The sequence below is a fragment of the Runella sp. CRIBMP genome, from assembly GCF_009905605.1.
GTDB lineage: Bacteria > Bacteroidota > Bacteroidia > Cytophagales > Spirosomataceae > Runella.
Genome location: NZ_JAAAKZ010000002.1, coordinates 975,321 through 997,165, shown reverse-complemented (window position 1 = coordinate 997,165; position 21,845 = coordinate 975,321). Strand labels below are relative to the sequence as shown.

23 protein-coding genes and 1 tRNA gene are annotated in these 21,845 nt (G+C 46.3%); all 24 read left to right on the top strand.

Going from position 1 to position 21,845, the window contains the following annotated elements; all coding sequences use genetic code 11:
• Positions 1 to 4 precede the first annotated feature (4 nt).
• The 24 genes from GVN20_RS09310 (at position 5) to GVN20_RS09195 (ending at position 21,761) form a co-directional block, all read left to right on the top strand.
• The gene (locus tag GVN20_RS09310) at positions 5 to 664 is read left to right on the top strand and encodes a hypothetical protein (RefSeq protein ID WP_166558039.1); all 660 of its coding nucleotides are present in this window, start codon (positions 5 to 7) and stop codon (positions 662 to 664) included.
• A 62-nt stretch (positions 665 to 726) separates the two neighbouring features.
• Positions 727 to 1,539, top strand: coding sequence for a hypothetical protein (locus tag GVN20_RS09305; protein ID WP_166558038.1), 813 nt, complete (start codon positions 727 to 729; stop codon positions 1,537 to 1,539).
• 145 nt (positions 1,540 to 1,684) lie between these two features.
• Positions 1,685 to 2,494: a hypothetical protein gene (locus GVN20_RS09300; RefSeq protein ID WP_166558037.1), complete on the top strand. Its 810-nt coding sequence runs from the start codon at positions 1,685 to 1,687 to the stop codon at positions 2,492 to 2,494.
• Between the two features lie 107 nt (positions 2,495 to 2,601).
• Positions 2,602 to 5,109, top strand: coding sequence for an ATP-dependent Clp protease ATP-binding subunit (locus tag GVN20_RS09295; protein WP_166558036.1), 2,508 nt, complete (start codon positions 2,602 to 2,604; stop codon positions 5,107 to 5,109).
• A gap of 26 nt (positions 5,110 to 5,135) precedes the next feature.
• The gene (locus GVN20_RS09290; RefSeq protein WP_166558035.1) at positions 5,136 to 5,888 is read left to right on the top strand and encodes a hypothetical protein; all 753 of its coding nucleotides are present in this window, start codon (positions 5,136 to 5,138) and stop codon (positions 5,886 to 5,888) included.
• A gap of 90 nt (positions 5,889 to 5,978) precedes the next feature.
• Positions 5,979 to 6,464: a papain-like cysteine protease family protein gene (locus GVN20_RS09285; protein ID WP_166558034.1), complete on the top strand. Its 486-nt coding sequence runs from the start codon at positions 5,979 to 5,981 to the stop codon at positions 6,462 to 6,464.
• Between the two features lie 153 nt (positions 6,465 to 6,617).
• On the top strand, positions 6,618 to 7,058 hold the full coding sequence (locus tag GVN20_RS09280) for a hypothetical protein (protein ID WP_166558033.1): 441 nt from the start codon (positions 6,618 to 6,620) through the stop codon (positions 7,056 to 7,058).
• Between the two features lie 122 nt (positions 7,059 to 7,180).
• Positions 7,181 to 7,636 (top strand): hypothetical protein, encoded by a 456-nt coding sequence (locus tag GVN20_RS09275; RefSeq protein WP_166558032.1) that lies wholly within the window; start codon positions 7,181 to 7,183, stop codon positions 7,634 to 7,636.
• Between the two features lie 80 nt (positions 7,637 to 7,716).
• Positions 7,717 to 9,075 carry a type VI secretion system contractile sheath protein TssC gene (locus tag GVN20_RS09270; protein WP_166558031.1) on the top strand — a complete coding sequence of 453 codons (1,359 nt, stop codon included), beginning with the start codon at positions 7,717 to 7,719 and terminating at the stop codon, positions 9,073 to 9,075.
• Between the two features lie 56 nt (positions 9,076 to 9,131).
• Positions 9,132 to 9,893: a PAAR domain-containing protein gene (locus GVN20_RS30000; RefSeq protein ID WP_166558030.1), complete on the top strand. Its 762-nt coding sequence runs from the start codon at positions 9,132 to 9,134 to the stop codon at positions 9,891 to 9,893.
• Between the two features lie 22 nt (positions 9,894 to 9,915).
• Entirely contained in the window at positions 9,916 to 10,299 is a 384-nt protein-coding gene (locus tag GVN20_RS09260) for a YrhB domain-containing protein (RefSeq protein ID WP_166558029.1), read from the top strand.
• An 88-nt stretch (positions 10,300 to 10,387) separates the two neighbouring features.
• Positions 10,388 to 10,780 carry a type VI secretion system tube protein TssD gene (tssD, locus tag GVN20_RS09255; RefSeq protein ID WP_114065184.1) on the top strand — a complete coding sequence of 131 codons (393 nt, stop codon included), beginning with the start codon at positions 10,388 to 10,390 and terminating at the stop codon, positions 10,778 to 10,780.
• A 113-nt stretch (positions 10,781 to 10,893) separates the two neighbouring features.
• Positions 10,894 to 12,735, top strand: a complete 1,842-nt coding sequence (locus GVN20_RS09250) for a type VI secretion system Vgr family protein (RefSeq protein ID WP_166558028.1) — start codon at positions 10,894 to 10,896, stop codon at positions 12,733 to 12,735.
• Between the two features lie 2 nt (positions 12,736 to 12,737).
• Positions 12,738 to 13,160 carry a GPW/gp25 family protein gene (locus GVN20_RS09245; protein WP_166558027.1) on the top strand — a complete coding sequence of 141 codons (423 nt, stop codon included), beginning with the start codon at positions 12,738 to 12,740 and terminating at the stop codon, positions 13,158 to 13,160.
• Positions 13,161 to 13,189: 29 nt separating this feature from the next.
• Positions 13,190 to 15,025 carry a type VI secretion system baseplate subunit TssF gene (locus GVN20_RS09240; RefSeq protein WP_166558026.1) on the top strand — a complete coding sequence of 612 codons (1,836 nt, stop codon included), beginning with the start codon at positions 13,190 to 13,192 and terminating at the stop codon, positions 15,023 to 15,025.
• 81 nt (positions 15,026 to 15,106) lie between these two features.
• Positions 15,107 to 16,051 carry a type VI secretion system baseplate subunit TssG gene (locus GVN20_RS09235; RefSeq protein WP_166558025.1) on the top strand — a complete coding sequence of 315 codons (945 nt, stop codon included), beginning with the start codon at positions 15,107 to 15,109 and terminating at the stop codon, positions 16,049 to 16,051.
• Positions 16,052 to 16,109: 58 nt separating this feature from the next.
• Positions 16,110 to 16,952, top strand: coding sequence for a TssN family type VI secretion system protein (locus GVN20_RS09230; protein WP_166558024.1), 843 nt, complete (start codon positions 16,110 to 16,112; stop codon positions 16,950 to 16,952).
• Between the two features lie 8 nt (positions 16,953 to 16,960).
• Positions 16,961 to 18,067 carry a hypothetical protein gene (locus GVN20_RS09225; protein ID WP_147277023.1) on the top strand — a complete coding sequence of 369 codons (1,107 nt, stop codon included), beginning with the start codon at positions 16,961 to 16,963 and terminating at the stop codon, positions 18,065 to 18,067.
• A 92-nt stretch (positions 18,068 to 18,159) separates the two neighbouring features.
• Positions 18,160 to 18,651: a hypothetical protein gene (locus tag GVN20_RS09220; protein ID WP_166558023.1), complete on the top strand. Its 492-nt coding sequence runs from the start codon at positions 18,160 to 18,162 to the stop codon at positions 18,649 to 18,651.
• 60 nt (positions 18,652 to 18,711) lie between these two features.
• Complete coding sequence (locus GVN20_RS09215) at positions 18,712 to 19,182, top strand: hypothetical protein (RefSeq protein ID WP_166558022.1); 471 nt, start codon at positions 18,712 to 18,714, stop codon at positions 19,180 to 19,182.
• 24 nt (positions 19,183 to 19,206) lie between these two features.
• The gene (locus GVN20_RS09210) at positions 19,207 to 20,178 is read left to right on the top strand and encodes a formylglycine-generating enzyme family protein (protein WP_166558021.1); all 972 of its coding nucleotides are present in this window, start codon (positions 19,207 to 19,209) and stop codon (positions 20,176 to 20,178) included.
• Positions 20,179 to 20,204: 26 nt separating this feature from the next.
• Positions 20,205 to 20,600 carry a thiol-disulfide oxidoreductase DCC family protein gene (locus GVN20_RS09205; protein WP_166558020.1) on the top strand — a complete coding sequence of 132 codons (396 nt, stop codon included), beginning with the start codon at positions 20,205 to 20,207 and terminating at the stop codon, positions 20,598 to 20,600.
• 62 nt (positions 20,601 to 20,662) lie between these two features.
• Positions 20,663 to 21,538, top strand: coding sequence for an ACP S-malonyltransferase (gene fabD / locus GVN20_RS09200; RefSeq protein WP_166558019.1), 876 nt, complete (start codon positions 20,663 to 20,665; stop codon positions 21,536 to 21,538).
• A 152-nt stretch (positions 21,539 to 21,690) separates the two neighbouring features.
• A tRNA-Gln gene (locus tag GVN20_RS09195) sits at positions 21,691 to 21,761 on the top strand.
• Positions 21,762 to 21,845 lie beyond the last annotated feature (84 nt).

Sequence of the window (21,845 nt, the reverse complement as noted above, 5' to 3'; positions counted from 1 at the left end):
GTCAATGAAATGTAAATATTGTATTAGGATGCTATTGGGGTGGCTGTTGGTCGGTGGGTTGGCCCATGCTCAGCAACCACTGCCGAATCGAAACGTGAACAATGGGTCGGTTCCTGCCTATGAGGGTGAAATCAAAGATCCGACCCGGGAAGAATTGGACGGAGAGTTTAAGAAACGTACTGAACAGCAAATTTTGCGTTTGCAGGAGTACATCCAAATCATTTCGGATAAAAAACAGTCGGATGAAAATCGGGACAAAGCCATCAAAGAGGCCATAAAATTGTTTCAACCGGGCTCCGTGGTTCAGGTTTCGTCGGGCAAAAAAGGTTCATCAGTGATTTCGCGTAGCGTCGGAGATTATTTTAGGCGATTAAAGGCCCTGCAATATCCGCAGGTAGAGATTACTTTTTATGATGCGACTTACGTGGGCGATTACCGTAAGGGTGCCGACGGGGGCTATTACACTACGGCCACTTTTTCGCAGGAATTTAGGGGGAAAGACGAAAAAGGAAACATCATGTATCAGGACAAAACCACCAAAGACGTGGATGTGTCGCTGCAAAATCTGATGGATGAGGATTTTTATAAGCAAAATCGCTGGATTATTAAGTTCGGAAACATCAAAGTGACCGAAACCAAAACGCCCGGAAAGCCCATCAATTAAAGGAGGGATTTGCCGACAATGTTACAGGAGTAAGGGAGTTTGTACTTTATACGTTACTGCCCATGCGTTGTTTTTTTGTTTTTATTTTACTGGCAGCAACCGCGTGTTCGGCGTGGGCGCAAACGGCCGTAAAACGGATAAAAACCCCCGAATCTACTGTTCAAGAAGTAAAGCAGCTGGATGATTTTTTTGACCGGTTCAACGCAGCACGCCTTCCAAACGGTCAAAAAGCCCCTGACTCCCTCAAAACTGCCCGCTTTCGATTAGCCTATCTGGAGCAACTTGTCAATTCTGAAGATACCAAATGGCAAAAAGGGCCTGCACGCGAGAAACTCATTCGGTTTCTAGAGCTGGTTTGTGATGAGCGTAATTCTCTGTTTTTGAATAAGTTTGACGAGCAAATCTATTGTATTACCTCGTGCAATGTAGATTATTTCGGGACGCAGAGCCTTGCCGATTTATTGTTTCGCCGCAAGGTTTCCAACGACCGGCATCAATGGGTGTTGCAGGGAGCGTCAGATCCTTTTATGGAGCAATTGGAGCAGAAAATTGAAACGCGCGGTATTGTCCCTAATGCCCACGAAACCAATTTCCTGAGTTTGTCGAATGAACTGCACGCGGGTGTTCCGTTGCGGAGTTACACCGATTCTACCTTTCGATTCGACGCGCTGAGTGCTTTTATTTTTGCCGTCGATAGTCGCCTCATTAAGTTTAATGAATGCGAGCGGGTCACGGTTTTTTTGACGGGTATCAAAGGTTGGGTGATGAAATTAGAGGATTTTACCCGTGAAAAAGGCAATACTGGCTGGCTCATCAGCGACTTGATGGAAGTAAAAGAGGAGCCGCTGAGTCAATGGTTGTTTCAACATCGATAATTCTTTACTGTTAAGTAAGTTTCAGATTGTATACTACAACGCTATTCAAAAAGTAACAAAGCAGATTTAAATTTGACATCATTAGGATGAGACTTCTTGGCATAGAGAGCGAAGCAACTTGGGTGGAATAAAAAGGATTTGAACTATGATTGAATATACGACTGAACCCGTCGAAATAGATGTTAGGGTAGGTGCAGGATATGGCCACGAAAGAGCCGCGTTGAGAGATTTGCTTGTAGGGCCAGACGGAACAAGCTCATGGGAAAGTGTACGTATTGGAAGACGGGATTTTCCCGTACAAAGAATGCCCTATATGCTTCAAGATGGGATAATTACTGTTCATGAAGGCATAAGAATAAACGTGTATCGCGGTACTACCCAACATTTTAGGCTTTTAGAAGCAACTTTGGAAGAACTTCCTCCTTCTCATTTAGAATTGTTTGTACAACGAAAACCTTTGGGAATCATTCTCAATGATTATGCTGGCCTAAGCAACAGTATGCGTTTTACAGGAGGGGTAAATCCCAGTAGAGATTATGCCGACACTGCCGCTTTGGATGATTCCAGAGGGATAATTATTACGTATGGTGCTTTGTGGAGTTTTTATGATAACGGATTTTCTCCTACCCTTATTCATGAAATTGGGCATGTAATGACCCATCAAGGAGAAATTAACTATCGTCGTTTTGAGACGAGTGTCAGAGATAGGTTGATTTCCGAAAGTACTTCTGGAGGCCACTCTCGTAGTGGAGGCCAGGATGAAGGTTTGTGCGATGTATACATGTACATGATTTGTTACGGCGCCGTCAACCCAAATTTGGTCAACTATTGGAGTTCTAAAACGACTGAATTAGCGGCTTCTGCCGAAGCCTTGGAAGGGATTCGAAACACGCCAGCATTTAGCAGGATGCTAACCGCTGGATGGCGAACTCGATACCAAACAAGACGACGATAAAGTAAAAATCTCCACTCTCTCACTAGCCTTTACCGTTTACTCAATACTTCTTGCTATTCATTGGCTCTTTGTATAAGTTTGATTGTAGCATCTCCAATCTCTACTCTATGCTCTCGACACTAACTTTCAGTAATGACCTCAAACAAGCCGTTCAGATTGCCCAGTCGGTAGCCAAAGAAAACCAGCACGCTACGTTTTCGCCAGGGCATTTATTGAAAGGATTGTTGCACAATGATGTGGGTTTGTCCAGCGTCTTGGCCATCTGGGACGTAGATATTCATTATCTGCGTGATTGGGCTGATATCCGGGTTGAAAAATACCCTAAGTCGGCTCGGCTCGGGGATTCTATCCGTGGAGACGCACAAGTGCAGGCGGTGTTTGAAGTTTCGGATGTTATCCGGATGAAATTGGGTGAGGAGGAGGTGACGCCCTTGGCCGTTTTGGCCGCGATTGCGCGCCCGGGAGTGGGCTTTCAAAAAGACCAACTGAAATCCTTTCCGCTTACCGAAACCGAGATTTTGGGAAAAGTCATGGCTTCGGCGGGTGTTCAAAGTGCGGTCACTCCAGAAAACGGTTCTTCTCCCGCCAAAGGCACCCCCACCTCGGTGGGAGGCAACGCCTCCGCGCAGGCATTGTTGAAATACTGCGTTGACAAAACGGCCATTGCCCGCGAGGGCAAACTCGACCCCATCATCGGCCGCGACAAAGAAACCCGCATGATGGTCGAAATCCTGGGCCGACGTACAAAGCCCAACGTTATCATTGTGGGTGAGCCGGGCGTGGGAAAAACCGCCTTGGTCGAAGGATTGGCGCAGTTGATTGTGGCAGAGCAGGTGCCGGGGCATCTGCAAAAAGCCGCACTCTTTCAGCTCGATATGGGTGCGCTCATTGCGGGGGCTTCTTACAAAGGTGAAATCGAAGACCGTCTCAAAAATATCATTGCCGAAGTCAAACAGCACGAACGGGCCTTGCTCTTTATTGACGAAATCCACGTGCTGATGGACCCCCAAAGCGGAGCCATGGGACTGGTAAACTTGCTCAAACCCGAACTGGCGCGCGGGGAGTTGACCGTCATTGGCGCCACCACGCTCGACGAGTTTCGAAAATTCATGGAACCCGACGAAGCCTTCAGCCGTCGTTTCGAACTAGTCAAAGTGGAAGAGCCCGACGAAACCACCGCGGGTCGCATGGTGGGCAAAGTCGTTTCGCTTTTTGAAGACCATCACCAAATCAAAGTGGGCGAAGGAACCATAAACGAGACCGTTCGGCTGGCGCGGCGCTACATCAAAGACCGCCGCCTGCCCGATGCCGCCATTGACCTCATCGACCGCACGATGGCGGCCATGAAACTCATGTCCGAAACCACGCAGCGCGAGATTGACTTTTTACGCACCGAGCTTTCAAACCTTCGCGAGTCGCATGGGAGCGGCGACCCGCTTTTATACACCCAAGAGCTGCGCTGGTTTGAACGCCAGTTGCAGCACCGACTCAGCCCGATTTTGTTGGGACAGTTGGAAGAAGAAACGGAACTTGCCCAAATGGAATTGCCAGAAGCCGTGGCGGATTACCTGACGGAGCTGCTGATAAAACTGGAAACTTTGGGTGGTCAGAAAAAAGAGACGGTGGAAAAACACGATGTTGCGGCCGTAGTGGCGCACAAAACGGGGATTCCGCTCGGAAAACTTCAGTCCAAAGAACGGGAAAAACTGCTGCAATTGGACGAACACCTCAAAAAACGGGTGGTGGGACAAGACCACGCCATCAAAGTAATTTCGGATGCCATTCTGGAAAATCGCTCGGGGCTGAGCCGTCCAGGACAGCCGATTGGGTCATTTTTCTTCTCAGGCCCCACGGGAACGGGCAAAACGGAGTTGGCCAAAACGATGGCCGATTTTCTATTCAACGACGAAAAAGCCCTGATTCGTTTCGATATGTCGGAGTTTAAGGAAGAGCATTCGGCGGCGGTGCTGTACGGTGCGCCTCCGGGCTACGTGGGCTATGAAGAGGGGGGATTGTTGGTGACCAAAATCAAACAACAGCCCTTTGCGATTGTGTTGTTTGACGAAATCGAAAAAGCGCACCCATCGGTTTTTGACCTGTTTTTACAGATTCTGGACGAAGGTACGCTGCACGACCGTCTGGGGCGGGAGGGGGATTTCAGCAATGCCATCATTTTATTCACATCCAACATTGGTGCGGATTGGATAGTGGAGCAGTTTGGGAAGGGCAAAATTCCTGCCTCCAACGACGTGTTGGATTTGATGACCAAGCACTTCCGCCCTGAGTTTTTGGGGCGCTTGACGGAAATCATTCCATTCAGTCCGATTACGGAGAATGCGGTGGTCAATATTTTCAATATCCAGCTCAAGCCGTTAGTGGTGTTGCTGGAAAAACAGGGTATTACGCTGAAGATTGAAGACGAAGCACGCAAGGCGTTGGCCTTGGAGGGCTTTACGCCCAAATACGGGGCAAGGCCGATTCGGGGCGTGATTCGCAACCGTATTCGTCGGCCACTGTCGCGGATGATTGTGTCGGGTGAACTCAGCAAGGGAAGCTCGGTGACGCTGAAAGTGGGCGAAAACGGTGAGTTTGAGTGGGTGAAAGAAGCTGAATAAAGGTCGCAAACTAATTTTAATAGCCCATGAACGAAGAAGAAAGAGCGCAGATTGTGAGCGAAATTAAAACCATGATGCGCACGAGCCCGATTATTATTGACCTTGATCGGTTTGGTATTAAAGTTAAACCCAATTCAGAGTATAAAATAGGTACGCATGTCGGTTTTAAGTTTCAGTGCAAAAATCCCGATGGGCTTACAAATGCCTTATTGGGAAGTCAGGAGTTTAATTTAGACAGTACCAGTACGGTTTTAGGGTGGTTTATGCAGCTCGCTACGCACGGAGTGGGCTTTCGACAAATAGGAAAGGCGAGGTCAATACACATTGAGATTGACGAGCAGGATTGTGATATACATATTGATACGCACGGCATTGTCGCAGGGCTAGGAGTGTACTATTTCAAAGGAATGGAAGGTCACTTGAATTGGGATTTGATACCGAGTTATTTTCCAACGCTGCACCTCGGACGGAATTCATTTTTGGGGCCGTACGTAGGTCTTACGGATTCATTGGATGAGGAAAGTCTTTTGGAAGGTTTAGCAACGCACGGACCAGTGCTACCAAAACTCAGTAAAGCTACCTTGGGTTTGCTTTCCCGGGCGGAGGTGGGCGTACAGCTTTACATCGGCGAAGCTACTGGGCTTCGAGCAACTGTATCGGGGCTGGGAGATGAAGCTAAAATATGGGGCTCGTTTGAAACGAGGATTGGAGGGGATGCCGCCCTTAGGTTTTCAGCTACCTCAAATGAAGCGAAATTAACGCTCGGAGGTTCGTGGTGAAGGCTTTTTGTGCTTAGAAACACAACTAATTGATGAACAATACGGCATAAAAATTAAAACTAAGACCATTCATTAATTACGATTAATACCATGGCTTACACTGTCCCAAATATGAAACTAATACCGCAGGACAAAGGAATGTCGTGCTGGTATGCCAGTGCTCAAATGCTGATTAACTGGCGGAGAGAAAGGTTCCAAATGTCGGAAATGGGGATTCTTGACCCAAGCGAAGATGCGGGAAGTAAATCAATCTACGCATTGGATAGTGGGATTCAGAATCCGCAGATTATTTCGATGGCCAAGCGACTGGGCTTGGTGGCTGTTCCACCATTGTCGCCCACCGAAGATGCGATTGAAAATTGGTTGTTTCAATATGGGCCGTTATGGGTCAATGGCATAAGCCATATTGTGGTCATTGCGGGCATTAAAGCAGGAAACGTGTTAATCTACGACCCCTCTCCGGTCAATAAAGGTAGTATTGGCTGGCGAAGCTTGGATTCATGGTATGTTGGCAATGCGGTAGATTCGAGAGATACTGCCAATAGCGTGCAAACCGTGTTTTTGCATTGTCCCTAAAGAGAACGTAGGGTAAAAATGCCTAAGTACTTAGCAACACGTAGGAATACGCATTTTGAAAATCAGGTAGTTCCACTATAAAATCCTTGAAAGTGAGGTGGTAACTTTGTTCAGTATTACAATAAATGAAAACACACACTTAACGACACAGTCATGCCAGTAAATCAAACAATCGTTGCTTGGATAACAACTCGGGTAGGAACACAAATTGGGAATGGGGAATGTTGGACCATGGTCGAAACAACACTTCGGGAGTCGGGAGCGCGCACTTCCAACAGTATCATGGGAGCAAGCGGCGTCACTGCAAATGCCGATTACGTGTGGGGAACGCCTACAACCCTAGCCAATCTGGCCCCCGGCGATATTATCCAGATGCGAAACTATCGCTATTCGGAGTCTGACGGGGCTTATCAAACCCGCCCGCACCATTCGGCAATTGTAGAGGCAGTTTGGGCCGACGGAGTGATTGATGTGTTTGAGTGCAATGTCAACGGGTCGCGCCGGGTTCAACAAAATACCTTGTATTTTCAGAGCGGCGATGGAATCTCGGTCAGTGGCAGATGGTGGTTTTATCGCCCTATTCCAAGACCCTGAAAACAGCGTATTACGTAGAACTACCCGATTTTTAAATCACGTAGTTTCACGATAAAATCCTTGAGAATCAGTATTTACCTTTGTAATATTACTAAAGCATAACCTACTAATAAACCTTAACCATGGCAATCGAAAAACCCCAGTTGGGCGGCGTCGTAATCGACGAAGGTACCAGCGAAGCAATCAAGCTCCTCCACGACAACAAAACGGCCATTATCAGTAAGTTTACGGCTGATTCTATGAGCCAAGCTCCCGTAGAAGGTATCCAAAAACTCCAAGATGCCTTTGACCATTTCCAACCCCAAGTAGATGTAAGTCACACGACCGAAGATGGCCAGGAAGTGAACGAAACCCTCAATTTTACGAGTATGTCGGCCTTCACCGTCAAAGGAATGATTGAGCAAAGCGGCTATTTGCAGGAGCTAAAAGGCAAGGAGGATGATTATCAAACGTTGATTAAACGCTTGATGACCAATAAAGTATTCCAAAAACTGTTAGCAGACCCCGTGGGCAAAGCGGCATTCGTGGAAGCCCTCAACGCGATGATTGCCGAATTGGACGACGTTGACGGAGAATAAAATTGTAATATCTCTAAGCAATTGGGTTTTCCAGTTAAAGAACCTAACCAAATAATCCACTATCGAAAAAACTATCCTCCATGGCACAGGAAGAACAAATACCTCAATCAAAAGAACTCGTCAAAGAAAAGGTTGCGCCGCGTCCTTTAACCCAGACAGTACAGCAACTTACCAAATACGGCGGTTTTGAATTCATTAAAACCATCGTTGACGGAACCGAAAACATGGACCCCACCAAAAAGGCGCGGAAAAGCATGTTTTTGGAAGAGGAAGAAAATAAAGCCGACCGCAAAAAACTCAAAAAACGCCTTCAGGCGGTGGCCGACTTACTTACGGCCCACGACAACGTGGCCGATATGATTGCCGAAGCAGAGCAAAAAGCCACTTCGGCGAGCGAAACATTAAAAGCCAACCTACGCAATTGTCTGACCCAGACCGAAGAGTTGGAACGCTCTTACCGCTCGTTGGCATTGTTTTTTGAAAATACCGCCGAAGAAAAAGTGAAAAATCTGGTACTCTTTGACGCTGGATTGGAGCACACTACCGATACCGACGGATTCAGCAACCCGACGGGTATTTTTGAGCAGGTAGCCAAGGAATTACGCGATAATTATGACCGTTTTGACCTGACCAACAACTATTCTCTGATTGTGTTGCCGGGTTGGTTGAAGAAAAATATCATCGTTGATAAATGGGCCGAACTGGCGCACCAAAACAAAGTGATGATGATTACGGATTATCGTCACCTCGATAGCGCCGAAGACGTAGAGGCCATGTTTGATCGCGATAAGCTGACGGGCTCAGACCCACACAAAGCACACGTGATGATGCCATGCAACTGGGTAGTGGGCCGCGAAGCCAATACCGAAATCGGCGAAGAAGACCATTTGTTTATTCCTCCTTCAATGGCCTTGGCGGGCTTGCTTTGGGGGGGCAACATTGCTCAACCGTCGGCGGGATTGGCCAACGGAAAACTCAAAATGGCCAGTGGAACGCGCTTCACGATGCGTAAAAACGAAGTGGCGCAATTGGAAAACAGAGGTCTGATTCCGCTGATTTATGAGTGGGGGCGCGTGGTGCCGCAGTCGGCCAAAACCCTCTTCGACGGCGACAACGTGGGCTTACAAACGTACAGTGTGGTACGTGTGTTTGACTGGATTGGCAAAATCATGCAAGATTTTCTGAATCGTCGTACGTTTGAGAACATCGACAATAAGATGTTGGAAGACATCAAAAAGCAGATTTCAAAGTTCTTGGCGGAGATTCGCGGACCGGGCAAAATCATCGAAGATTATCGCAATCTGGAAGTAAAGCGCCATCCGCAGAAGCCTACTCACGTGATTGTGAACATGGATTTGAAGCCTTTCTTCCCGGCCAAAGTATTTGCCATCAACATGACAGGTACCAAAGGGGATTGGGATTCGGAATTGAAACCATAAAACTCCAGAGGGTGTCATTCCCTGCAAGGAGTGACACCCATTAAAAAGACACAAAGATGGGAAAGCCCGCTGCTGCTGTAGGCGACATGCACGTTTGTCCGATGATTACGCCTGGAACACCGCCTGTCCCTCACGTAGGAGGCCCCATCTTACCTCCGGGCACGCCGACGGTTTTGATTGGGGGCAAGTTTGCGGCAACTTTTGGTAACATGTGCGTATGTACTGGGCCGCCTGATAGTATTGCTTTGGGCTCATTGGGGGTGTTTATTGGAGGGAAACCCGCCGCTAGACTGGGTGACATAACTACCCACGGCGGAAATATTGTATTGGGTAATTTTACAGTGTTGGTAGGCGATTTAGACGTTTCGACCTTAACCCCCGCTACTATTGCTTTTATCTTGGGTTTTATTAACAACTCCAATTCAGTTGTCAATTGTGGGCACATCATCGACCAAGTTATTAGTATGATACGTACTGGTACGGGGGGAGCTGCCCCTGCAGGAGGAGACGGGTCATGGGCAGAAATTAATAGTCGTTTGGGGGTTAATATTGACTTCAATAACCCTACCAACCTCAATACGGTCTTTAACCAAGTACAAGCTGGCGGACCCGGTACTATGCAAGTTGTTGGCATTGATTATGGTAATGGAAGCTCTCATGTAGTAGTTGTAGCAAACGTTAACGGCCAGACGGGAGTGATGGAAGGACAAAATTGGGGGCCCGGGCAAGACCGAGGGTTTATTACCGACCCTGCTGTTGCCAATGCCCGATACAATCCCAGCGGAACTACTACCTATGCCGCGAGTCCAGTGCCATAACTCAACTAAATCGAACCTTAGGATGAAACGATATTGGTTGTATCTGATGCTCATTGCAGTTTGTCAAACGTATTGTGTTGGACAAAAAAAACAACAAAAATTAGCCAAAAATAAAATGGTTGACTACTATCAAGCACGGACGATTGCACTCGAAAAAATGGCTACATTTTCTCCCGCAAAAGATATAGTACTGTGGGAAGAACAAACCATCACAAAACCTTATGGATGGATATTTATTTTCACAACTGAAAAATACATTGAGACCCGCAATCCAAATGATACACGGCCTGGCACTCCCGCGATTATTGTAGAATACCAAACAGGAATAGCCACCGAAACACCTTCCTCCGTGCCTCTTGAAACCTTTTTGAGAGAATTTGAGAAGAAGTTTCAGCCAAAGTATTAAGGAGATACAACAACATTAACCAAACAAGTAGGAATTCAATCATTTATTTTTCACTCATAAACATTTTAACCTCAAAACGCTTACAACCATGGCACACAAGGCAACCATCAAAATCGACGGCACTGAATTCGAAGTACTACATTGTTCATACTCGTTTCACCAACACGTAAATCCTCATACCAACGAAACTACTTCAGAAGTATTTGGTGGCAACATCGACGTAACCATCGAAACCCGTAACGCAAATGCGAAAATCATTGAGTTGATGACCCTCCAACACAAAGACGACATCGACGGTGAAATCAAATTTGTAAACCAAAAAGGTGAAGAATTGCGAACCATTAAATTTAACGATGCCTCGGTAGTCAATTTTAGCGAGACATTCAACTTGGCAGGAGCAGGCACAGGAACCCAAACTTTTACCATCTGCTCACGGGACTTGGACGTCAACGGGCAAAAATTGAAATTGAAAAGAGAGTAGCCTCTAAGCCTTTGGTTGTGCCGCATTCTGCGAAATAAACCCTCGCTAATGTGGCACAACTGCTTTTTTGTTAGATTGATACTTTTTATTTTTAGCAAGTTACACGTTACATCATGGCTCTCACCAATACTTTTACTGCCAGCACTGAAATCACCATCAACGGTGAAACCATTCGGCGCGTCAATCACCTGCGGATTGGTCAACGGTTTGAAAGTCACCACGATTTCGAGATCAGCGTATCGCCTGATATGCTCGCCAATCGGTTTATAAAGCTGAAAGAACTGGCAGAAAAATTTGTGGGGAAAACGGCCGCCATTACCCTGCGTCAGGGTCGGTTAGGTGTAACTGAACAAACGCAAATTTTTTCGGGAATCGTCACGTCGATTCGGCTAGTTAAGGGGCAAAGTCAATCGAGTACATACCTGATTTCGGGATTAAGCCCAACCATTCAATTGGCCGCTGGGGTAACAACCCGCAGTTTTACTGATAAATCGTTGATGGATATTGTTTCTCAGGTACTTTCTCCTTTTTCCTTTGCCTCAAGTATGGCTCCGGCCAACAGTACGCCCATTCCTTACGTGACGCAGTATGAGGAAGATAACTTCCATTTTTTGCAACGCTTGGCCGAAGAATTTGGCGAATGGATGTTTTATGACGGACGATCGTTGATTTTTGGCAAAAATATTCGGGAAACTTCCCCCACGGTAGCCTTGACCCATGGCACCAATTTGTTTGATATGGAATACGGATTGCGGGTAACACCCCTCAATTTTAAGGCAGCGTATTTTAATTATGAGGCGTTTGATTTATTTAAAGCAGATTCGACAAGTGAACAAGTAGAGGGGCTTAGCTCTTTTTCTCAAATGACATTTGACCGTTCTAAGGAAGTTTTTGCCGACGATTTGATGAATATCAACTTCACAGACCATGTCAGCGAGAGTAGCCTTAAAACAGCGGTGAAACTCAAGAGAAGCGAGCAGTCCAATAAATTGGCTGTGTTTACGGGACGCAGCCCCGAAATGGAGATGAAAATTGGTGGCTTGGTAAACATCACTGAGCCAGTATTTATAGATGGAAGACGTACAGATACCATCGAATACGGCACTTTTGTGGTGACACGGTTGAATCATTTTGTGGATGCACGTGGGGTATATCAAGCTAATTTTGAGGCGGTTCCGCAGGATAGTACTTTCCCGCCCGTTGATTATCGTATTGTGGCACCTATTGCCAGACCGCAAATTGCGCAGGTAAGAGCTACAGATGATCCCTTGAAATTAGGAAGAGTTAAGGTCCAATTTGGATGGCAGCCGCAGGGTGACACAACGCCCTTTATTCGGGTGTCTAGCATGATGACGGGTCGTTCAAAAGGGTATTTTATCCCCGAGGTGAGCGATATGGTGATGGTAGACTTTGAGTTTGGCAATCCAGATCTCCCTTACGTAAGCGGAAGTTTATACGCCAACGACGGGGGCACTCGCATGCCTGGTGATGAATTATTTAAAGCAGATAATCACATCAAAGGAATCATTACCCGGGGTGGTAATCACATTATTATTGACGATACTGACGGGAAGGAAAACATTAAAATTTTTAACAAAGAAAATAAAAATGAAATTGAACTATCACTGGATGGTGGATCTCATATAAATATCAAAAGCAAAGGTTCAGTCAATATTAGTGCGGGTAGCATTAATCTCAGTGCTTCAAAAATTAATATCAAAGCGTCGGAAGATTTGGTGTTACACGGAGAAGACAATATCAAGGGTACGTCAAAAGACAAGATTGATATCCAAGCCAAGAGCTATAAACTAAAATCTGACACGGATGTGGATATTGAAGGAATGAACGTAAATATCAAAGCAACGGCCAACGCCAAAGTAGAAGCTGGAGCCCAATTGGAGCTTAAAGGTGGCCCAATGGCGACCATGAAAGCAGGCATTATTCAAATCAATTGATTATGGCCGACGAATATTACCCCGTTCCGCCCTCGTTTGGGGCACTGATGAAGCGCCAATTTACCGAAAAAATCTCGGTAGAAGATTCCATTGCCCAAAATATATCACTTTACTTGGCTTCCAAACCCAAGGAGTTTCATTTTGACCATAATTACGGATGTATCATTCATGGCTATGATTTTCGGCAATTGAGAGATACACCCAGCAAAGACCAAATCAAACGGTCGGTGGAAGAATACCTCAAAAAATTTGAACCGCGAATTACGATTATTAAAGTTGATATTGAAATTACGGATGTAGAAGAAAAAGTAGAAGGTGGAAGCCCCCGCATTTGTCGCTATATTCAGATTGTCATTTCAAGTACATTAGTGCAGACGCAGGAACGCTTGAAAGACATGAAGTTTCGATTAGTAAGGTATTCTTGAGGTAAATGGCTCACCCATAACCCCTAACTATGTACAACGAACCCCAACGATACAAAACCCGTGAACAAATCCGAAGCGAAATGATTCGGGAAATTGCGCGTTTGTGGCATTATGACGAAAGCGATTTGGCCATCGAGAGCTTTGATCCGCTCGTCGGGATGCTATTAGGCGCTTTTGCCACGGGGCTCGAAAATGTTCATCACGAGTTAGACAATTCGCGGAGCCGGGTGGTGCAGCGCTTGGCCCATTTGCTTACACCAGAGGTACTGACGGGGCCACAACCCGCCCATGCCATGATGAAAGCGGGTATCCTTGACCCTACTTTCGATGTGTTGCCAGAACATACATTCAGCTGCGCTTTGGCAGGAAAAGAGTTTTTTTTCTCATCGGTGGGGGAGTATACGTTGCATAATCTCCGATTGAATACCGTCATCATGCAAAGCCGCATCCGAGAGATGGGTATGGGGGGGGCACCGCGTGAGTTTTTTATGGACCAAGCGTTGCCGTTGGATGAAGTCTGGATTGGCCTGTCTTTAAACGAAGAATTGGAAGCCCTTGATGACCTTGCGCTCTTTTTTGATTGGCGCAATGACCCCTCACGCGCAACCCATCTGAGCCGTTTATTGGACGTACGGATGTTTACCGACACCGAAGAACTTCAGGTAGTGCAGGGGTTGGTCAACAAAAAACCTTTTGACGGCCTGGCCAATGAACTGGGCGCTTCGACCCGGATTGAGCGGACGGTACAACGTCAATACGACGGGCAGGTACTAAGCGTTAGCAGCCGCAATCGACTAACGGGCCAAGAAATTCCGATTCAAAGCCAAAAGAAAAAATATCCCGAAGCCATTGCCTCTTTCTTGCGCCCTGATGAGCTTCAGCGGTATTTTGTGCAAGAATTGTTTTGGATAAAAATCAAATTTCCCGGTGCTTTATCGCCAGAAATTTTGTCACGTATGTACCTCGATGTAAACGCTTTTCCCGTGGTGAACCGGCGGGCGGTTACTAATTTTCAGGAATTGCGGGCGTTGTTTAATGTATTTCCCATTCGTACCGAAGAGACCGATTTTTTTCTGGATATGATTGAGGTTGAGACCCCTACGGGGGCTAAACTCGCCAACGTGCAGCAGTTCAATCGAGAAACAGGTAATCAGTATTTGCTCCGACAGGGTGGAGTGGCGCGTTTTGATGAGCGCGATGCTTCCGAAATTTTGTCGTATTTGGTGGATTTACTGCGGGACGAAGGAGCCATGTTTATGGCCTTGGGGCGCGGTGAAATCGAAAACGACGTGGAAGAAATTCGTAAGCGGTTGGAACGCATCAGCAACATTATAAAAAAAGATAATTTTCAAAACTGGTTTATCAGTGCCAAAACCACCGAAAAAAACGGGCGACTCAGCGTGCGCTATTGGACCACGAAAGCAGATACTGCCAACAATCTCGCATTTGGCACTAAACTCATGCGAGACCGCGCAAATATTGCTTTTACGGACGACATGACCATGCTCCTCACCACCACCAAAGGCGGGCAGCGCCCGTTGCAGGGAGACGATAATTTACCCGTTTTCAAAAAAGCAATCCTTACCCGGGGGCGCGCCGTGACGATGGAAGATTACAAAGCGGTGTGTTTTGCCGAACTGGGCGATAAATTAAAGCGGGTGGAAATCAGCAAGGGCTTCAGTATGGGAGCCTCTCAGTATCAGGGACTACAGCGAACTTTGGACATCAATCTTACGCCTAATCCTGCTAAACCGCTTCCGCCCGAGCAATGGTCGGAGTATAGTTTACGCATCAAACATTTGTTGGAAGAACAGTCGTCGGGCGTTTTGCCCATTCGGATGTTGGTCAACGGAACAGTGACGTAAGTGCAGGTTGATTTCTGACTTCATACTTCCAAATTCTTACTTCCACCTTCCTTTTAATCAACCAAGCCACTAAAATCACCTATGTCACCCGAAGAACTCAAATCAGCCTTGGATCAATTGCCTGTCAGGCGGCTTCGGGTAGAGGCTGTGGTGGATGAATTGATTGCGAGCGGGTTTTGTCGGAAAGAAGAAATTGTCATTTATCCCGAGCGCTCATCGGCGTATTTTTACGAACGCGATGTTTCAGAAATAGAGGAAGTATTCAACGAACTCACTGGAACGTCGTGGTACCGGGTCAATACCCCCCGCGATGGACTGTACGACACCTTGCCTGAGCGCCTTTTTCACCGCCCCACTGGCCGTAATAAAACGGATGAGCAATGGGAAGAGATTCGGAATGAAGAAGAACGACAAGAAGACGATGCCCGGCAGTTTTTTTTACCGTTCGACAACGCCATCACCCATCAACGGGTGCGTATTGAGCAGTTTGAAAAACAAGCATTGGCGGGGCAGGATAAAGGTTTTTTGAAGGAATTTTTAGCCGTTTTCTGGCCCGAAAGTACCCATCTATCCTTGACAGATAATCAGCAGGCTTCGTTGTTTCAAATCACAACCATTGCGCACAAAGCCGCGGGGAATTTGGTGTGGATGCGCGATTGTTTTGAGCAATTATTGGGTGATTCGGTGGCACTGGACTACGAGTCAATTGTTCAATCACTACCAGTTGAAGCCTCTTTTATACCACTTGGAGAGGCCGCTTTGGGCGTGGATACGGTCATTGCCACTCCTTCGTTGACCGACCAATTCCTTTGTTTGAAAATCTCTATCGGCCCACTCCCAGCTCACCAAATGGAAGCGTATGTTCCCAATGGTAGACAACGAAAAATCGTTGATTTTCTGGCTGGATTATTAGTGCCGATTGAATTGGATTGGCGGTTGGAATTGCTACCCCAAAAATCTAGTGATGGATTTCAGTTAAATAAGGGAAGTCAGGCGGCATTATTAGGTTTTACGACGGTTTTATGAGTATTTTTAGTGAAGAATGGAGACTAATTTCAAATTCAGTAATTAATCAATTGTAGGAATGTCGTCAACAATACTTACGCTTTTAATTGGAAATATTGTCTTTGGAATAGCCAATTTAGGAATTGTTGCCTATTTAAAATCATCGGCGATTTTCTCCAAAAAATTGTTGATGCACGTGCTCATTGTCTTTGCTCTTTTTGCGGCATTGGGAGGAATTGTTAGTCAAATAGCGTCGCTGTCGTTGGGTTTTATTGTGTTTGAAACGGGTGCTTTGATTTTGGGCGTTGTCTTTTTACTAACGGCCTACAAAAACTTTTCGACGTGGCTGGTACGTAAAGAATTTGCTCCCGGATTTTGGTTGTGTGTCTCACTCATGTTTTTTGGGATGGCGGGTTTTATCCTTTCGTATTCCCTCATTTCCAAACAAACAGGGATGCTCATTCCGTATCTTTCATTGGGCGCTTTGCGGTATATGTTGCCTTATGTATTCATTAAATCGTATGATTTCTGGACGGCTATACCGCCGAGTGTTTATCGAAAATGGTATTATCCCGTCACGACGCGTGTACCAGGGATTGAATTACGAAATACGATGCGGGTCAAGGTCAGAATCAGCAAGAAACCCAATGACCCCACGTGGGAAGGTCACGAATTTGAAGCGCCCCAAGATCGTACTTTGGGCGAATGGCTGCATTATATGATGAATTTGTACAATACCAAAGTCGACCCCAATAACCCTATCTTGTTTGAAGATATTCAAACGGGCCGGGCTGTGGGTTGGGTTTTTTATACCTCCTCGTTTTGGGGGTTATTTAAAACGTACCTTGACCCTGAAAAAACCTTTATTCAAAATAACATAACCACGAGCACACCGATTATTGCGCGTAGTTATACCGATTAAACCTGCGTATGGCAACTCCAACTTCAAAGCATTTACCGATCAACTGGGTGGACGGGATGAAAATCACCAAAGACCACCTGTTGGGCAGTGATTTGGCCGCAATCGACGCAATGTGCGATGTGGCCCGTACGCACTTAAACGCCCATACTTACGGCCTTCTGCCTTCCAACGACGGAAAAGTGTGTCAACTGAGCCAAAATGGCAATGAGCTAACGCTGCCGTTTTGCCGGGCTGTTACGCCAGGCGGGGTGCGCATTGAATTCCCCGCTTATGCCAGTCAACCCTCACTGACCTGCTCGTTGTCAAGTATTCAAAACGAATTGCTCAATGAGCGCAGCACGGAGTTTTATGTGTTGCTCATTGTTGACCCCACCAACGTAGTGCCGTTTGGCGAACCTGACCCCAAAGAATCGCCGTTGCGTTTGCCTTATTGGATGCCGTCGCTCCGATTGGCCGTCGCTACCGCCGAGCATATCAAGCACAACACCTCTGGAATTCATCATTTGGTGGTGGGAAAACTCAAGAAAGTAAATCAGCAATTCAACCTGCTCTCGGAGTGGGAATACGTGCCGCCGTGCATGAATATCAGCGCCCATCCAACGCTGATGTGGTACTATGACCATTTTGATGCCTTGATTGGACAGATTGATAAAAACGCCGAGACTACCGTGCAGAATGTGTATTTGAAAGCGCAGGACGATTGGTCAAAAAATGTGGGGATATTGGCCCAAAAAGTAATCCTGCACATAGCCGACTCGTACGATCATTATCGTTTGATACTCAACGAATCATCGCCTGCGTATTTTGTTGAATATTTCGCGCGATTTGCCCGGGTTTTTATGGGCACGTTGCGTTGTTTGCCCCAACGTAACAAAGAATACATGTACAATTATTTTGGACAACGTTTTGGCGTGACGCAGGCTTCGTTTGAGGCAAAACTCAATTTATTGGTAAAAATTCAGTATAACCACAACGACGTCGTTCCTGCTTTTGCCCTCATTAAAGATTTTCTGGACAATCTCAACGCCATTTTTAATGAATTAAGTGGCCTTGAATACGTCTACAAAGGCGATAGCGACGGCGGGTATCGCGGACGGGAGCAATATCGGTCGTAAAATGGGAAAAGTTAAAAAAGTGTCTGCTTGTAAAGAAATGGCATGAGCCTTCATTAAGTGTTTATTATAAAGGTTAAATCGGTCACCGAAGCATGAGCCCTTTTCTAAAATATATTTTGGTTAGTTTGCTGTTTTTTGGGTTGCTGACGGCAATCAGTTACCGTTTTCTGAACCCGCGCTCGGCTGGTAAAGCGGCGCTCTCTTCCCAAACGGAGGCCCGGTTTTTGACGGATGTACAGTTGTTGGATACCCTTTATCGTTCGTTCAGGATGGCCATCAAAGGCACTGATCAGAGCGCTTTGGTGCAAACAAAAAGTACTCTTCAAGAACAACTTACTGCAATGCAAAAACGCCCCGCCGAGGCTACGGTGCTCGATACCGTTTTCAGACGCGTAGTTCGCAATTATAAATTTCTAATACTGGTCAATGAAGAAGCCGTTGCCAATCAAAAAGAGATATTTGCTAAAAAACAGGCATATAAAGACCAAATTGAGCATTTGGCGCAGGATAATCAATTTTTGAAACTCCAGATTGCAACCATGCAATCACAGCCGCCACCACCGCCCGTTGCGCCCATTAAATAAGCGCGAAAATGGTATCGTAGATGTGTTCAATTTTGCCTTCTAAATTCGAATTCCTAAAATATGAAAGCCCTTAATACTGAAATCCGCCGTTCTCGCATTATGTACTTCTGGGCCTGTTATGCCAGCGTTGTGGTCTTGTTGGGTATTTCAATCTATCTAAACCTCCGTAAAATTCCTGAATTAGCCCTGCAACGGAATCAATCGACCGAAACAGAAATCAAGGGTTTTTTGGTCGAAACTGACCGCTTGGATGATTATATCGAAGTGCTGACCCAAACAAAACCGTTTTCTGCCAAGCAATTACAGACTGTTTTCGGGTTTATCACCCGCCTTCAGCAGCGATATGACAAACCGCTTTTTAGGTCTGTCCTGAAAAGTTACGAGGCGTATTTGACCGACTTGGGCAATGCAAGGTTAATACAAGACGATGAATGGAAACAACTCACGGATAAGTACGGTCAGTTGGTTCAGGAAAAGCAAAGCCTTGAACTGCGGCTCCAACAACTTGAACAACAACGCATTCAACGGTAAATTTACCTCTGTAATTGTCACGATATGATTCGCCTACTTTTTGTTTTTGGTTGTATCCTTTTTTCGATCGCAGCGGTTGCTCAAAAAGTAACTTTTGATGACTACAAAAAACGGGCGGATGCGTGTTTTAAGAAACAGGATTATCAATGCGCCAAAGAAAATTATGAACGTGCGTTGCGCATTCGAAACGAAGAACCTTACTGTAAAGGCCAACTCCAGAAATCCATCAAAGCGTTGGCTCAGAAAACTAACGCTTCCGTTACGCCCAATCCCACGTCGTTTCCCCGAAATAATACAAATTCAAACCCTGCCCCCGAAAAAAATGTAAGCCGCGCTGAATTACCCGATTTTGTACTCGTAAAAGGGGGTACATTTTCAATGGGGGACGACAAAGGAGCCATTGATGAGCGCCCCGTACATTCCGTAACCCTCGCTGATTTTTTTGTGGCAAAGCATGAGGTGACGGTTGCTCAGTACCGTACATTTGCCAAAACTACTGGAAAAGTCATGCCCGCGCCGCCCAATTGGGGCTGGCAGGATGAGCATCCTATAGTGGGGGTTTCGTGGGACGATGCCGTGGCGTATTGCGAATGGCTTTCAGGACAGCTAAAAAAAAGAGTTCGTCTTTTGACCGAAGCCGAATGGGAATACGCTGCCTGCGGTGGTGTGGCTAAAAATACGGTTTCTACCGAAGAGTTGGGGTGGTATGCTGGAAATACCGATGGCGCGGGAACAAAGCCCGTCAACACCAAAAAAGCAAACAAGCTAGGCCTGTTTGACATGGGTGGAAATGCCGCCGAATGGTGCGCCGACTGGTACGATAAAAATTATTATGCCAACAGCCCAAGTACTGCACCTGCTGGCCCACCGCAAGGAAGCGGTCGAGTGGTGAGAGGCCGTTCGTTTGGCGACGAACCCAAACCGCTTACGTTTCGTTACGGATTAGCACCTGCGTCCAAAAAAAATACGGTAGGCTTTCGGGTGTGTTATGAGTAATTGATGTATACTAAAACAGGCTCGATATGCCCGATGTAATTCTTTTTGACGGTGTCTGTAATTTCTGCAACGCGAGCATCAACTTCGTCATTGACCGTGATGCCGCGCGCAGGTTTCGGTTTGCCTCGCTACAATCTGATTTCGGTCAGCGACTCTTGGCCGAGAATCAGCGCCAACTGACTGATTTTGACACCGTACTTCTGCTAAGAGACGGGAAATTATACGAAAAATCGGATGCGGCACTGGAGATAGCGCGTTATCTAAAAGGCTGGTCTTGGCTGTATCTGTTTCGCGTCGTGCCTCGTTTCATCCGTGATTTCTTCTACGATATCATTGCCAAAAATCGCTACCGACTTTTTGGCAAGAGCGAGTCCTGCCGTATCCCCACGCCCGAAGAGAAAAAATTGTTTGTAATAGAGTGAGTTAGGGAGGGAGTGATTAAGTTTGCAGTCATTAATTCATAATTCACTCAATAATAACCTTAATGAAAGCATACGTTTTCCCCGGCCAAGGCTCTCAGTTCAGCGGAATGGGCAAAGATTTGTACGAAAATAATGCCCAAGCCCGTGCGATGTTTGATAAAGCAAACGAAATTTTAGGTTTTGAGATTACAAAAGTAATGTTTGAAGGAACCGACGAGGAGCTCAAACAAACCAATGTGACGCAGCCTGCCATATTTTTACATTCCGTTATTCTGGCTTCTACCATTGAAGATTTCAAGCCCGATATGGTGGCGGGCCATTCATTGGGAGAGTTTTCGGCGTTAGTAGCGGCGGGAGCATTATCTTTTGAAGATGCTTTGCGATTGGTTGCCAAACGAGCTGACGCCATGCAACGGGCTTGTATCATCAGTCCGTCGACGATGGCGGCAGTGTTGGGTTTGGATGATGCTAAGATTGAAGAAATTTGTGCCTCTGTTGAAGGAGAAGTGGTTGTAGCAGCCAATTTTAACTGCCCCGGTCAGGTAGTAATTTCGGGGACGCATGAAGGTGTGCGCCTCGCAGGTGAAAAATTGAAAGAAGCAGGTGCTAAGCGCGTTTTACCGCTTCCTGTGGGTGGCGCGTTTCACTCGCCGTTGATGGAGCCAGCTCGCGAAGAATTGGCGGCGGCCATTGAAGCAACGGTCTTTTCAACTCCGCGTTGCCCTATCTATCAAAACGTAAACGCCCAGGCGGCTACTGAGGTAGAAACCATCAAAGAAAATCTGATTTCGCAACTCACCGCACCCGTACGCTGGACCCAATCGGTGCGGGCCATGGTGGCCGACGGGGCAGTTGAATTCATAGAGTGCGGTCCTGGAAAAGTCTTACAGGGCTTGGTTAAGAAGATAGCGGCTGACGTCACCACGGCAGGAGTTTAAAATGTGGACAAAAAAGTTTGTATTTTTATTTTTCATAAACTCCCTGATTATCAATTCTAAAGACGTAGGCTTATTTTTTTTATCAGTTTTTTTTCAAAAACGACTTGACACGTAACCGATAAAGGGCTACTTTTGCACCACCAAAACGGAATTGGTGGATGGTGTAATGGTAACACAGAAGATTTTGGTTCTTTTATTCAGGGTTCGAGTCCTTGTCCGCCAACTGAAAAGCCTCGCAATTGCGAGGCTTTTTTTATTTGGGATATTTCAACTTCGAAAAACGCTTGAACCAGCCACGATTTTATCG